This window comes from Duganella sp. CF458, from assembly GCF_900113115.1.
Lineage (GTDB): Bacteria > Pseudomonadota > Gammaproteobacteria > Burkholderiales > Burkholderiaceae_D > Rugamonas.
In genome coordinates this window covers 41,354-54,315 of the sequence record NZ_FOOF01000019.1, presented here as the reverse complement: position 1 = coordinate 54,315, position 12,962 = coordinate 41,354, and the positions used below count along the sequence as shown (strand labels likewise).

The following is a 12,962-nucleotide window of genomic DNA, read 5'->3' as shown; positions in this document are numbered from 1 at the left end:
CCTCACGCGGTCCGCGGCATGGCCTCCAGCCGCTGCCGCAGCAGCACCGACGGCATGGTGGACTCCAGTTTCGGATTCGCGGTCTCCGCCGTCAGGTCGACGCCCGTGACGGCCCGGTAAGCGTGCATATAGCCTTGCGCCTGCGGACGCCAGAAGCGCGCCCAGGCAAAGGCCTCGGTCGGGTCGTACACCTCGCTCCAGTGGCTGTAGCGAATCGACAGCAGCAACTGCTCGCCGAACATGGCCAGGTCGCGGAAGTGGGCGATGCTGGTGTCGCTCCAGCCCTGCACCTTCTTCATCGCATCGACCCGGTCCATCCACGGTTCCGGGTGCGCCACCATCAGGCGGGTGGGCAGGAATTCGCGGAATTCGGGCCGCGCCAGCATCCATTGCTGCATCAGCATTTCAATGCGCGCGGTGGACGGCAGGTCGCCGAACTGGTTATGCGCCCCCTGCGACAGGATAAGGTGCACTTCCTTCAGCGCATTGAGGATCGGGAAAGCGTCGGCCTTGACCGTGGTATCGTCGTCCTGCCGGAAGAACGGCATCAGTTGGCGCAGCAGGTTGTGGAAGGCCTCGATGAATTTGGAGCGGCTGTCGGCCGGCCGGAAATCGCGCACCGCCTTGCCGTCCAGGTGGATGCCATAGTGGTGGTCGTACTCGTAGTTGCGGCGCACCACGCTCAGCCGGTGCTGTTCGTCCTGCACATAGCCCCACAACAGGTTGTTCAAGGGCCGCAGCATGTCGATTTCCATATTGGCCAGCGGATCGGGGCCGCTGCCGTGGCCGGGCGAGCGTACGTTCTGGAAGCGGCGCGTAATGGCATTCATGGTCTGCACCAGCATGCCCTCCTCCTGCCAGTAGGCCCAGATCAACTCCATCATGCAGGGGTTGACCAGGCGCTCGCGGATGAAACCAGCGCACAATTCGGCTTCATGCTCCTCCTGGTGACCCATGTGGATGCGCACATCGGGCAGCTTGCTGCGGATCAGGGCCAGGTACGGCAGGATCTTGGTCTTCGGGTCGAGCGAAGAAAGGTAGCGCTTGACCAGCTCTTCTTCCAGCTTGCGGTCGTCGGGCAGGTCGCGCCGGTCCAGGTATTCGGCATCGTCCTGGCCACGGAAGGCATACGGCGTGCGCAACACGCCGCAATTGACCATGACGAAGGCTTCGGTCGCGGCCTTCAGCACGCGGTAGGAATCGGAGTCGTTGAACGGCAAGGCGCGCCGCTTCTCCAGCGAACGGAAGGCGCGCTCCTTGTCGTGGAAGCGCTCGCGCTCGAAGTCGGGCACCACGCCGCCGGCGTTGTGGCAGAACAGGTGGTCCACGAAGAGCTGGTAGTTGTTGAAGGAAAGCGCCTCGGCGCTGTTCCTGATCAAGGTCCAATGGGCGATGACGGGACGCCATTCAGCCTCGGTGCGCGAGGCCTGGGTGGTGATTTTTCCTGCCACCTGCAGCGGACTGGATTCATCGACAATCACCTGCCTGGCGTTGCGGTAATGGGCCGCGTCGTCCGGATCGACCGCACCGGTGTCGTCATAGGCGCGCATGTACACGCCCACCGCCACCTCCGTGCTACCGACTGAGTTCAGCCGCGCGCTCGACTCGACCCCGTCCGTGCCCTGGCTTTGCAAGGGCGCTTCCGGCACGTAGTACATTTCCGGCATCGGGTTCTTTTCGTTTGCGTCGTGCTTGACCGTTACCCAGGCGTGGTCGCCCACCAGGCCGTGCAGCCGCGACAGCTTTTCGCCGTTGGCGTAGAACTCGGTCTCCAGCCGGAATTTGGTGTCCAGCTGGTAGGCACACTCCCCGCGCATGTCGCCATCGCTGATGCCGATCAGGCGGCCCCTGAACATGTTCTTGTCGAACGGGCTGACATTCATGTACAGCACGATGTAGAAGCCGTTCTCCAACCCCGCGAACTGGGCATCGCCGGCGGGCCCGGTGTGCGTGCGGGCGACCAGCATCCATGCCGGGTTGGCATCGACAGCCGCCCTCTGGCCCTCGATCCGATTGCCGGCTTTCAATGCATCGACTTCACCCTGCGTCAGCTTGTACAGGTTGAGTTTTGCATGCACAACCGGAACGGCGCCGTTGGCCGGCGTCATTGCCCGCACATGCACGTCGATCCGGCCATGCCCGCCGCCGGGTTTCGCCTGCGTTACGTTCTTTGCCATGATGGAGCTCTCCTCAAAGGTCAGTCAAGGTATTGCGAAGCGCCCAGTGCGTCAGCAGGCGCGCCAGCAGGATGCTTTCGTGTTCCGGGCTCAGGATGCCGTCCGCGCGCGCCTGGCCGATCACCGCGAACACCAGCACCGGCGAAGACCGGTACATGCCTTGCGGCTTGCGCTGCCACAGGCGAAACAGCAGGGCCAGGTAGGCCGGCTGGCGCTGCGCCACCTGCAAGGCCTGCGGCAGCGAAGCCCCGCGCAGCAAGGCCGGCCGATGGTTGGCCAGCAGGCCGGCCAGTGCAGGCATCGAAGCGCGCAGCTGCACCAGCAGTTGCCGGTCCGCTTGCGGCAAGCCTTCGAGCGGATAGTACGATTCCCACAGGCGCGCCATGCGCTGCCACTGCGGATGCGGGAAAAGGCGTTCGCCCATCGCGCAACTCAACAGCACCCGGATCCACGGCACCGGGTGCGGATCATCGGTGTTGAGGCGGAACACGAAGATGCGCGGCAGGCTGACCACGCCGATCAGGCCGTGGGTCGCCGCCACGCCGACCCTGGCCAGCGACCAGAAATCGGCAACGATTTCCGAGATCCAGCGCTCCCACAGCTGCCAGACGGGCGCCGGACCCGTGGCGCCGGTCTGCAGCGATTGCAGCACCGGACGTAGCGAATTGACCAGGTCCAGCAGCGCCGCGCCCTGGTGGCCCACTTCGTGAAACAGGGAAGAGGCAATGCTGGCGCCGACCATTCGCTCGCGCGGCACACGGATGATGGCTACCGGGTTGTCGCCGCCGCCCGGCAGACGGGTGCGGGCGCGCCGGATCGCCGCCCCTGGCCCGCGGTCCAGGTAGCAGATCACCGGCGGCGCCTTGTAGTAGCCGCCGCGCAGCGCCAGGGCGTCGGCCGATGCCACATCGAGTCCCGCCAGCCAGACCCCGTTGCGGTGCTCGCTGCGCTGCGTGATCACGTCATTGAACATGTCGAACTGGATCAGGGCGGCATTGAACTTCATGCGCAGGAAGGTAAAGCGGCGCTGCGCCTGCGCCGCACTGGCACGCCGCCCTTGCGGCCCGTGCAGCCAGCGCAGGAAACCGCGCGCCATTGCCCGCAACTCGCGCCGCCCGGACACCAGCTGCCGCTCGATCCCAAGCTGCGCTTGCGGCAAGAGGGCCGCAGCAGGCACCATCGGCTCGATCAGGGCGAAAGGCAGCACACGGGCCAGGCGCGCCAGCAAGGCGCGCGCCTCCTGTGCCAGCATCCAGGCGGCGTAGGGGCTCATACGTCTCAGGCCCCGTAGATCACGATCTTGCGGCCCTGGCGCACCCAGCGCCCCGAGTTGCCGCGCGCGGCGGCTCCGGCCTGCTGGCCGCCCTGCCCGAACTGCTGGCCGGCCTTGGCCAGCAAGCCCGGCGCATGCTGGCGCACCGCTGCAGTTGCGGCTTGCATGGCAATCTGGCGTGGGTCGCCGCCGCGCGCCTGGGCGGCGCGATTGACGGTATCCGCAGCCACCTTGACGAAGGTGCGGGCGCCGTCGAATTCGCGATCCTCGCCCGACATCTCGCCTTCCGCCTCCAGGCCCAGGGCGCCGCCTGCCGCCGACGCCAGGCCACTGCCGATCTTGGCGCCCAGCGGCCCGCCGAAATAGCCGCCGATGGCGCCACCGGCCAACGGCAGCGCCTTCTTGGCCACGCCTTTGAGCGCGCCGCCAATAGCCTTGCCGACCGGCGAGCGGATCACATTGCCGGCAAACGAAGCCGCCTTCTTCAGGAAGCCGCCCAGGAATTGTTCCAGTTCAGCTTCATTGGTGACCGACAGCAGTTCGCTGGCCAATTCCATTTCTTCAGCTTCGGTCAGCATGCCTTGCTGGCCCATTTCACCGCCCCATTCGGATTCGCCAAACTCATATTCCCCTTCATAGGAAGTTTCGTTGCCGAATTCCAGGGTGGTACGGTCGGTGTCATGCATGATTATCCCCCTTAGATGTGATGCTGCTGATGGTGGAACGGGACGCCGTTCCATGATGGATACGATGGTGGGCAACAGCCCGGGTGCGTATTGCCTGGCCGCGATGTTCAACGCAGCGCGCCGGAGCTGGCGCGGATCGCCGCGGGCAGCCTGCCTGGCCCGGCGTGCGGCCAGTCCGGCAAACCGCATGAACTGGCGCGCCGTTTCAAATTCGCGGTCTTCAGCGCTCAGCCCCTCGAGCTCCAGGCCGAGCATGCGGGCGGCCCTGGGCCCGGCCGAGAGCACCTGGTCGGCAAGCTTGGGCAATACGCTATCCAGGCCCGGCGCCACATGGCGGAACCATGCCGGCAAACGGCCCTCGCGGCGTGCCGCCAACAAATCAGCTGCTTGCGGCAGGCTTTCATCGCGCCATGCTGCCTGCGGCGCTGCCGGGGACAGCTCCAGTTCCGGTCGATAGCTGAGCAGACGGTCCATGCTTTCTCCAATGCCTAAGCCATGCAGGAATTAGTGCAAGGCGCGTGCCAGCGCTGCCACTGGGGCAGGCGCGAGCCGCGGCGAAAGCCGTTTCGGGAGTTGGCGAAAAAGGAGGATCCGGGGCGAAACCGGCTTCGCCCCCGGCGCGGATCAGGACTGGATCAGGACTGGATCAGGCGGCGACCGCCACCGTCAGCGTGACCACATAGCCGTCGGTGAGATTGCCGCTCATGGTGCCCAGTTGCAGGGAATAGCCATCGCTGAAGACATTGTCGGTGGTATAGCTGATGCGAGACAAGTTGCTTGCGGAACTGCTGTAGCCCGTGGTGGCATAGACTTCGTTCAGCGTCGCCATCGGGAACGTGAACTGCGAAGTCTTGATACGGTTCGAGGCGCTGCTGCTTTGCGCCAGGCTGCGATACACCTCGAAATGCACGTGCGGCATGCGGCCGTCGTAGCAGCCGGGAAAGATAGTGGTGAATGTCAGCTCGCCATTGGCGTCCGCACCTTGCACGCCGCGCAGGTAGTTCTGGTCCGTCACTCCGCTGGAGTACAGTGAGTAACGGCCTTCGCGGTCGCAATGCCACAGGTAGACGGCGAATTCGCCGGCCGCGCCGCAACTATTGTTTGCGTTGACGATTTTCAGCTTGATGGTCAGCGCGATACCGGCCGCCATCCCGCTGGCGCCATTGAAGCTGCTGCGGATATCGCTGCGCACGACGCCGGTTTGCGTGAGCACGTTGACGATGCCGCCGGCATTGCTGTTGGTGCCGTCGCCCGGATATGGACCACCGGTTTCTTCTGGAATCACCGTGCAGCTTGCGGTGGCCGTGCCGGTGCTCCCGGTTCCGCTGCTGCCGCTGCTGCTACTGCCAGTGCCCGTACCGACCGATCCGCCGCCGCAGGCCATCAGGGGCAGCGTGGCCGCGCCTGCCAGCAACCATCGCAGTGAACGGCGGCGGGTGCTGTCCATATTCATCAATGCTTCCAGGTCCGCTGCCAGGCCGTGGTCATATGCGTCCATGAGGTTCTCCTTTTTACGCACTGGTGTTAATCAGGTTGCCGCTGCCGCCGGCTTGTGGCAGCCTGTCCGCCAGCGCTTGCAGGAAGCCGGCCAGCTTGGACTTGGAATCGCTGCTGTCGGCACCGAGCGACGCGAGCAGCGACGAGAAGGAAGACTCGAGCGACGATGTTTCGCCGGTGTCGGACGAATCGCTTTGCAGCGAAGAGAGCAGGCTTTGCAAGTCCTCCGCCAGGCGGCCGGGGCCTGCGGGAGCTTCCGCTTGAGCGCCATTGGCCTCGCCCTGCCCGTGCAAGGCAGTCATGAGCTCCTGCAGGAAGCTGCCCAGCGAGGATGCCGCGCTATCCTTGTCGGTCGACGCGACATCGGTGACGCCAAGCGACTCCAGTGCCGAGCCGATCGCGTTGATAAAGCCGCCCTCGCCCGGCGGCGGACCGGGTGGCGGTGGTGGCGGTGGTGGCGGTGGTGGCGGAGCCTGGCGCGCCTGCTCGCTAGCGCTGGCGGAGAGCTGGCTGGTGTAGCCGCCGAAACCGACTGGATTAACGTTCATTGAAGCCGCCTCGCTGTTGACGGGAAGAGATTTGGGCACGCTGCTCCGGGGTCAAAAGGGCCAGCACCTTCTGGTGCGTGCGGATATGGGACAGCGTCAGGTTGGCTTGCGCCTGCGCGGCGGCCTGCGCCAGCCTGGCGGCGGCAGCGTCATCGAACTTCTCGGCATTGCGCATCTCGTGCAGGGCGCGCATTGCCTTCTCGTGGGCGCGCTCCTGTTCGCGCAGGTATGGCGCCTGGTTGTGCATCAGCTCGAACAACTTGTCCTCCTGGCTTTCCGACAGCTCCAGGCCGTGCAGGAATGGCAAGCCGTGCGGGCTGAAATGGCCGCGCGGGCCTGCCATGTGCGGGCGATCCCCCTCCGTCGGCATGGCTTCCTCCGCGCGTGCCAGCAGCGGCAGCGCCATGGCGGCTGCCAGCAGGAGCCGGGTCAAGGTGTTCTTATTCATCGTGAATCTCCAGTGGTGATGGTGAGATTCCATTCTCTGGCTACAGTCTGTAAAGCGCCGTAAGTAGCAGGTAAAAACGTGTAAAGATGAAGGAGCCAGGCAGGGACGATTTGATATCATGGGGCCATGAACAAGGTCCTATTGATTGACGATGACGTCGAACTGGTCGGCATGTTCCGGGAATACCTGGAGCAGGAAGGCTTCGAAGTCGGCACCGCCCACGATGGCGAAGCGGGCACCGCATCCGCATTGACGGGGGCGTATGCCATCGCCGTCCTGGATGTGATGATGCCGCGCATGAACGGCCTCGAAACACTGCGCCGCATCCGCGCGGTGAGCCAGATGCCGATCCTGATGCTGACCGCGCGCGGCGACGATACCGACCGCATTGTCGGCCTGGAACTGGGTGCCGACGATTACGTCACCAAGCCATGCACGCCACGCGAGCTGACTGCGCGCATCCGCGCCATCCTGCGCCGCACACAGGCCGTGCCCGATACCGGTAGCGGGCCGCTGGTCGTCGGCCAGCTCACCATGTGGCCGGAACAGCGCCGCGCGGCGTGGGCCGGCGTGCCGCTGGAGCTGACCAGCACAGAATTCAATCTTCTTGAAGTATTGGCGCGCCATGCGGGCAAGCCGGTCAGCAAGAACGTGCTGTCCGAGCAGGGATTGGGACGGCCGATGGCGCGTTTCGACCGCAATATCGATGTCCATATGAGCAGCTTGCGCCACAAACTGGGCTCCATTTCGGACGGGCGCTCCTGCCTGCAAACGGTGTACCGCCTGGGTTACCAGTTGATCCGGGAGTAAGCCATGGGCCGCCTGTTCTGGAAGTTCTTCTTTTCGATCCTGCTCGCCCAGGTAGCCGCCACCGCTGCAATTGGCGGTGCCGTGTGGCTCAAGGCGCGCGCTGCCGCTGAAGCGCGGCCCTCCGATATCGAGACCGGGCCGCCGGCGGAAATGTCGATCGAGTCGGCCGCCGCCACGTTGGCTTTCGGCGGCACCGAGGGTTTGCGCCAGCTGTTGGAGAATATGCCGCGCCACCGTGTGTATGCGGTCGGTGATGACGGCAAGGAGCTGCTGGGCCGGATCAGCACGCCAAGCATGCTGTCGGAAGCGCAGAAGAGGTTGGCCAGTCCGGACCCACGCGGCGTCCGCCAGGTCACTGCGCCCAACGGCCAGCGTTACCTGCTGTTCCTGCCTTCCCGCCGCCACCAGGGCGCCCTGGACGCGCCGGACTCGCGCAACCTGCTCGCTGGCTCTGGGATCCCTGGCCTCGACCCGCGTGCCTTCCGCCGCCCGGATGGTCGCCCGGAAGGTCGCCAACTTCCGGCACCGCCGCCAGGTGACGCCGCACGCTCTGACGCCGGCGCCGCCCAGGGGCGAGGTCCCGGCCAGGGCGCCGGTCCAGCCCCGCAGCCTGGCCGTGGCGACCCGGGCGGCCCGCCGCCGCGCTTCCGCCCATTGACGCCCTTCATTCCGATTGGTGCCGCCGTGTTGGCAAGCCTGCTGTTCGCCGCCCTGCTCGCGTGGTACTTCGCCCGCCCCATCCGGGCACTGCGCCAGGCGTTTGACGCTGCGGCAAGCGGCGACCTCGCCCCGCGCTTCACCGCCAAACCGCGCGCCGGCGGCGACGAACTCACCACGCTGGGCCGCGATTTCGACCGCATGACGGGCCGCTTGCGCGGCCTGCTGGACGGCCAGAAAAACCTGCTGCACGACGTGTCGCACGAACTGCGCTCTCCGCTGGCCCGCCTGCAGGCAGCGATCGGCCTGGCCCACCAGCAGCCGGAAAAGACAGCCGCGTCGATGGAACGGATCGAGCGCGAAAGCGTACGCATGGACAAACTGGTCGGCGAATTGCTTACCCTGTCCCGCCTGGAAGCCGGCGCATTCGACGCCCCCAAGCAGGAATTCAGCATAGGCGAACTGCTCGACGACATCGTGCAGGACGCCAAATTCGAAGCAGCCACCAACGGCCGCGAAGTCGCCTTCACCAGCACCGCCGACGCGCAGTTGAACGGTCAACCGGAACTCCTGGCCCGCGCCATCGAGAACGTGGTGCGCAACGCCATCAAGCACAGCCCCGCCGGCGGCAGGGTCGACGTGGCAACCGCGCTCGACGCGCGTTTCATCCGCATCCGCGTCATGGACAACGGCCCTGGCGTAGCGCAGGAAGACCTGGGGAGAATTTTCCAGCCCTTCTACCGCAGCAGCAACACGGAAAAGGACGTGGATGGACATGGACTGGGCCTTGCAATCGCCCAGCAGGTGGTGCAGCAGCACGGTGGCCGCATTGCCGCCGCCAATCGAAGCGGCGGCGGACTTTGCGTGGAGCTCTCGCTCCCGCTGATCAGTGCTTAGCGATCAAGCCTTCGGCAGGGTCACGCCGTGCTGGCCCTGGTACTTGCCGTTGCGGTCTTTGTACGAGGTTTCGCAGATTTCGTCGCTTTCGAAGAACAGCACCTGGGCGCAGCCTTCGCCAGCGTAGATCTTGGCCGGCAGCGGGGTGGTATTCGAGAACTCCAGGGTCACATAACCTTCCCACTCAGGCTCGAACGGGGTCACGTTGACGATGATGCCGCAGCGCGCATAGGTCGATTTGCCCAGGCAAACGGTCAGCACGTTGCGCGGAATGCGGAAGTACTCGATGGTGCGGGCCAGTGCGAAGGAGTTCGGAGGAATGATGCAGACATCGCTCTTCACGTCGACGAAGGAGTTCGAATCGAAGTTTTTCGGGTCGACGATGGTGCTGTTGATGTTGGTGAACACCTTGAATTCGTCGGCGCAGCGAATGTCGTAGCCGTAGGAGGAAGTGCCGTAGGAAATCACTTTGCGGCCGTCCACGGCACGTACCTGGCCGGGCTCGTACGGTTCGATCATGCCGTGTTGTTCCGCCATGCGGCGTATCCATTTGTCGCTTTTAATCGTCATCGCAGGTGCTTTCTGGTTTAAATAATGGTGCGGATTTTACATCAGGCGCGCATGCGCTGGGGCGCTTCGCCGGCCTGGAGCTCTCTCCCGAGCATCTGGCGGATCACGTCGCGCGTCATTTCAGCCGCTTGCCGCGGCATCTCCATCGGGAACAGATGGGAGCCGCGCATCATGCGGAAGTTGCGGCCAACCAGCTGGCGGGTATGCTCCAGGCCAGCCTGGCGGTTTTCCACCGAGTTATCGCCCGCGACGTAAGCGACGGGAACCGGGAACTCCCCTTTGACCAGCGTGCCGATATGGTGCGGCAGGCTGCGGTAAATGGCGGTTTCGGTATCGCGGCTGAAGCGCAATTGCACGCCTTCCGGGTGATCGACCAGGCCGTGCTCCAGGTAATCGAGCAAGACCCCGGGGGCCCAGGCGCCGAACATTTCCTTGCTGGCGAAGTGGCGCAGCGCTTCCTTGTGGCTTGGCCAGACGTTGCGGCGCTTGACCGAGAAGCGCGCCGGGGAATAGCGGTCCGAGAAACGGGTACCCTTGAACAGGCGCCATACCTTGGCACGCCATCCGGCAACCACCGGGGAATCGAGCATGACCACGCAACGTACCAGTTCCGGGCGCTGGGCGGCAGCCATCAGGCTAAGCAGCCCGCCCAGGGAGTGCCCGACCAGGATCACCGGTTCTTTGCGGTAGCGCGATTCCAGCTCGGCGATCAGTTCCTCCACCAGCTTGGCCCAGCCGTCTTCCACCGGGTAGCGCGGGTTATGGCCGTGCATGTCGAGCGCCTGCACTTCGAAATCCTGGCCGAGGTACTCGAAGAATTGGCGGTAGGTCCCTGCGGGATAACTGTTCGCGTGCGCGAAATGGACTTTCGGTTTCGTCATCAACTTATTCTAAAAGCAATGGCAACTAGTGTTTCGTACAAATCTTCTAATTATCGCTCAGGTTTAGCGGCCATGCCAGTAGCGGGCATGCAGCTGGCGGTAGGCGGTGAGCCGTTGCGTAGCGCCGATTTCGATTGAAATGGCCCCGGATTGGTCGGTGCGCCAGATACCGGCGCCCAGTTCGACGTAGCGTTGCAGCACGTCGGCACGCGGGTGGTGGTAGCGGTTGCGGTAGCCGAGCTGGAAAATTCCATGTTCCGGCTGCACCGCGGCCAGGAAGGCGGGGGTCGATGAGGTGCCGCTGCCGTGGTGTGGCACCAGGAGCGTTCCGGCGCGCAGCTGTTCGGGCATGGCCGCTACCAGCGCAGCCTCCTGCGCCGCTTCGATGTCGGCCGGCAGAAGCATGCTGCCGTTTCTGGTGGCGATGCGCAGCGTGCAGCCGCGTGCATTGGGCTTCAGGCTTGGGTCATCGTAGCTTGCCGCAGTGGGGTGCAGCATTTCGAAGCGGATGCCGTCCCACTCCCACGCCTGGCCGGCGATGCAATGTGTGTGCAGGGCCGCTGCTTGCGCGATCGGGTGGCCCGCCGGCAGCGAAGACAACACCCAGCCGGTGCGGATGTCGCGCAGGATCGCCAGTGCGCCACCGGAATGATCGCTATCGCTGTGGGTGACGATCATGCCGTCCAGCGTATTGATGCCGCGCGCCCGCAGGTATGGCAGGATCACGCGGTTGCCGCCGTTGGATTCCGGCGTGTAGGCCGGGCCGGTATCGTACAGCAGGCGGTGCTTGTTTGTTTCTATCAGGATGGCCATGCCCTGTCCGACGTCGAAGGCGATGGCGCGCAATACGCCGGGCGGCGGGCTGTCCGGCTGCGCCGACAGCAGCGGCAGCCAGCACGCGAGTCCGAGCCAGCGCAGCGGCCAGCCGCGCGGGGCCAGCATCCAGGCGGTTCCCGCCAGGGCGAAGGCGAATACCGGCCCGCTTGGCGTTGGCGCGGACCAGACCACCAATGGCTGGGCGGACATCCAATGCAGCAGGTCGAGCAAGGCCTCCAGCAGCCAGTGGGCGCATCGCAGCACAGGTGCGGCCAATGGGTGCGGCAGCACGCTGCCTGCCAATGCCAGCGGCGTCACCAGCAGGCTGATAACGGGGATCGCGATGGCGTTCGCCAGCGGACTGACGATCGATACTTGCGAAAAAAGCAGCATTGTCAGCGGGACAAGGCCGACCGTTACCGCGAGCTGCGTTACGGCGGCCAGGCGCAGGTTGTCGCGCAGGCGGTTGAGCCATGCTGCGTGCCGCCGGGTGCCCGCCGGCGCATCCTCCGCCGCGCCGGCCTGCGCCATCCTGCCGACCGTCGCGTACAGGATCGCTGCAACTGCCCCGAACGACAACCAGAACCCGGGCCACATCACGGCCCAAGGATCGAGGATCACCACAACGCCTGCCGCCAGCGCCAGCACATGCGAAATCGCCGACAGCCGGTCCAGCCAGACTGCAAGCGCCACCACCGCCAGCATGTACAAGGTGCGCTGCGCCGGTACGCCGAATCCCGCCAGCGCAACATATCCCCAGGCAGCCAGGAAGCCCGCAATCACCGCCAGCCGCGCTGCCGGCAGCAGCAAAGGCAACTGCCATTCCGGCATGAAGAACGATTTGCGCCAGAGCCAGCCCACCAGCCAAGCCACCAGGCCGGCGATCATGGTGATGTGCAGGCCCGAAATGGAAACGAGGTGGGAAATGCCCGTCCGGCTGAAGACCTGCCAGTCCTGCTGCGTGATGCCGCGCTGATCGCCCATCGCCAGCGCGGCGATCACCCCGGCATAGCGCGCATCGGGCAAAGCGGCGTTGATATGCTCCCGGATTGCATGACGCATATGTTCGACGACATTGTGCGGTGTCGGCACAAAGGCGGACAGGCGCTCGTTACGGCCCTCGGCGCGCACGTATCCGGTGGCGCGGATGCCCTGCTCCAACAGCCACAATTCGTAGTCGAAACCGAACGGGTTGGCGTTGCCATGCGGCCGTTGCACGCGCACTTTCAAGCGCCAGCGCTCGCCCGGCAGCAATTCGGGCGGCGGCGCACGATTGCCTGCCCGCGCGCCGGAATACCAGGACAGCACGATGCGCGGAGGCACATCCGATGGCGACTCAACGGAAAAATTGAAGCGTATGCTGTTGTCCTGCCGGCTTGGCAGGCTGTCGATGGTGCCGACGATGTCGAAGTCCCTGCCCTCGTCGGCCTTCGCCAGTTCCTTGGACAGCGCGCCTTGCGCGATGAAGGCGGCCCAGGCGAAACCCGCCAACGCCCCCGCCGCGACTGCAAGGCCCGCGCGAAGGACAGCGAGCGCGCGCCGTTCAACGCGCGCAGCGGCGAAGGCGGCCAAGGCTGCGGCCAATGCTGCGGCCAGCGCGCAGGCCAGTTGGATGCCCGCACTCGGCAAAACCGGCTGCGCCTGGAGCCAGGCGACGCCGCCGATCAGGCCGAGGATGGCGCAGCGCATCTCCCCTCCCCGG

General features: G+C 65.3%; 11 protein-coding genes. 2 read left to right on the top strand and 9 right to left on the bottom strand.

The genetic code is table 11. The annotated features are described in order from the left end of the window. Positions 1-2 precede the first annotated feature (2 nt). The 6 genes from BM269_RS24725 to BM269_RS24700 form a co-directional block, all read right to left on the bottom strand. The gene (locus tag BM269_RS24725) at positions 3-2,177 is read right to left on the bottom strand and encodes a hypothetical protein (protein WP_090443685.1); all 2,175 of its coding nucleotides are present in this window, start codon (positions 2,175-2,177) and stop codon (positions 3-5) included. A 13-nt stretch (positions 2,178-2,190) separates the two neighbouring features. Then, a complete protein-coding gene (locus tag BM269_RS24720; protein ID WP_090443683.1) occupies positions 2,191-3,450 on the bottom strand; it encodes a hypothetical protein in 1,260 nt (419 codons plus the stop codon). Between the two features lie 5 nt (positions 3,451-3,455). Next, positions 3,456-4,610: a hypothetical protein gene (locus BM269_RS29690; RefSeq protein ID WP_211482746.1), complete on the bottom strand. Its 1,155-nt coding sequence runs from the start codon at positions 4,608-4,610 to the stop codon at positions 3,456-3,458. A 172-nt stretch (positions 4,611-4,782) separates the two neighbouring features. Further along, positions 4,783-5,634, bottom strand: a complete 852-nt coding sequence (locus BM269_RS24710; protein ID WP_170860477.1) for a dioxygenase family protein — start codon at positions 5,632-5,634, stop codon at positions 4,783-4,785. A 13-nt stretch (positions 5,635-5,647) separates the two neighbouring features. Next, positions 5,648-6,181, bottom strand: coding sequence for a hypothetical protein (locus BM269_RS24705; protein ID WP_090443678.1), 534 nt, complete (start codon positions 6,179-6,181; stop codon positions 5,648-5,650). Further along, entirely contained in the window at positions 6,171-6,629 is a 459-nt protein-coding gene (locus tag BM269_RS24700; RefSeq protein WP_090443675.1) for a Spy/CpxP family protein refolding chaperone, read from the bottom strand. The genes BM269_RS24705 and BM269_RS24700 overlap by 11 nt, the downstream gene beginning before the upstream one ends. Positions 6,630-6,755: 126 nt before the next feature. On the opposite strand from BM269_RS24700, the gene BM269_RS24695 reads away from it, so the two are divergent. Both BM269_RS24695 and BM269_RS24690 read left to right on the top strand, forming a co-directional pair. Next, entirely contained in the window at positions 6,756-7,439 is a 684-nt protein-coding gene (locus tag BM269_RS24695) for a response regulator transcription factor (RefSeq protein ID WP_090443672.1), read from the top strand. A gap of 3 nt (positions 7,440-7,442) precedes the next feature. After that, a complete protein-coding gene (locus BM269_RS24690; RefSeq protein ID WP_090443668.1) occupies positions 7,443-8,993 on the top strand; it encodes a HAMP domain-containing sensor histidine kinase in 1,551 nt (516 codons plus the stop codon). A 3-nt stretch (positions 8,994-8,996) separates the two neighbouring features. Here the strand turns inward: BM269_RS24690 and dcd are convergent, their stop codons facing one another. The 3 genes from dcd to BM269_RS24675 all read right to left on the bottom strand — a co-directional run bounded on the left by dcd (position 8,997) and on the right by BM269_RS24675 (position 12,949). Further along, positions 8,997-9,563 (bottom strand): dCTP deaminase, encoded by a 567-nt coding sequence (gene dcd, locus BM269_RS24685; protein ID WP_090443665.1) that lies wholly within the window; start codon positions 9,561-9,563, stop codon positions 8,997-8,999. A gap of 41 nt (positions 9,564-9,604) precedes the next feature. Beyond that, positions 9,605-10,444 (bottom strand): alpha/beta fold hydrolase, encoded by an 840-nt coding sequence (locus tag BM269_RS24680; protein WP_090443662.1) that lies wholly within the window; start codon positions 10,442-10,444, stop codon positions 9,605-9,607. A gap of 63 nt (positions 10,445-10,507) precedes the next feature. Further along, on the bottom strand, positions 10,508-12,949 hold the full coding sequence (locus BM269_RS24675) for a DNA internalization-related competence protein ComEC/Rec2 (protein ID WP_090443659.1): 2,442 nt from the start codon (positions 12,947-12,949) through the stop codon (positions 10,508-10,510). Positions 12,950-12,962: the final 13 nt, after the last annotated feature.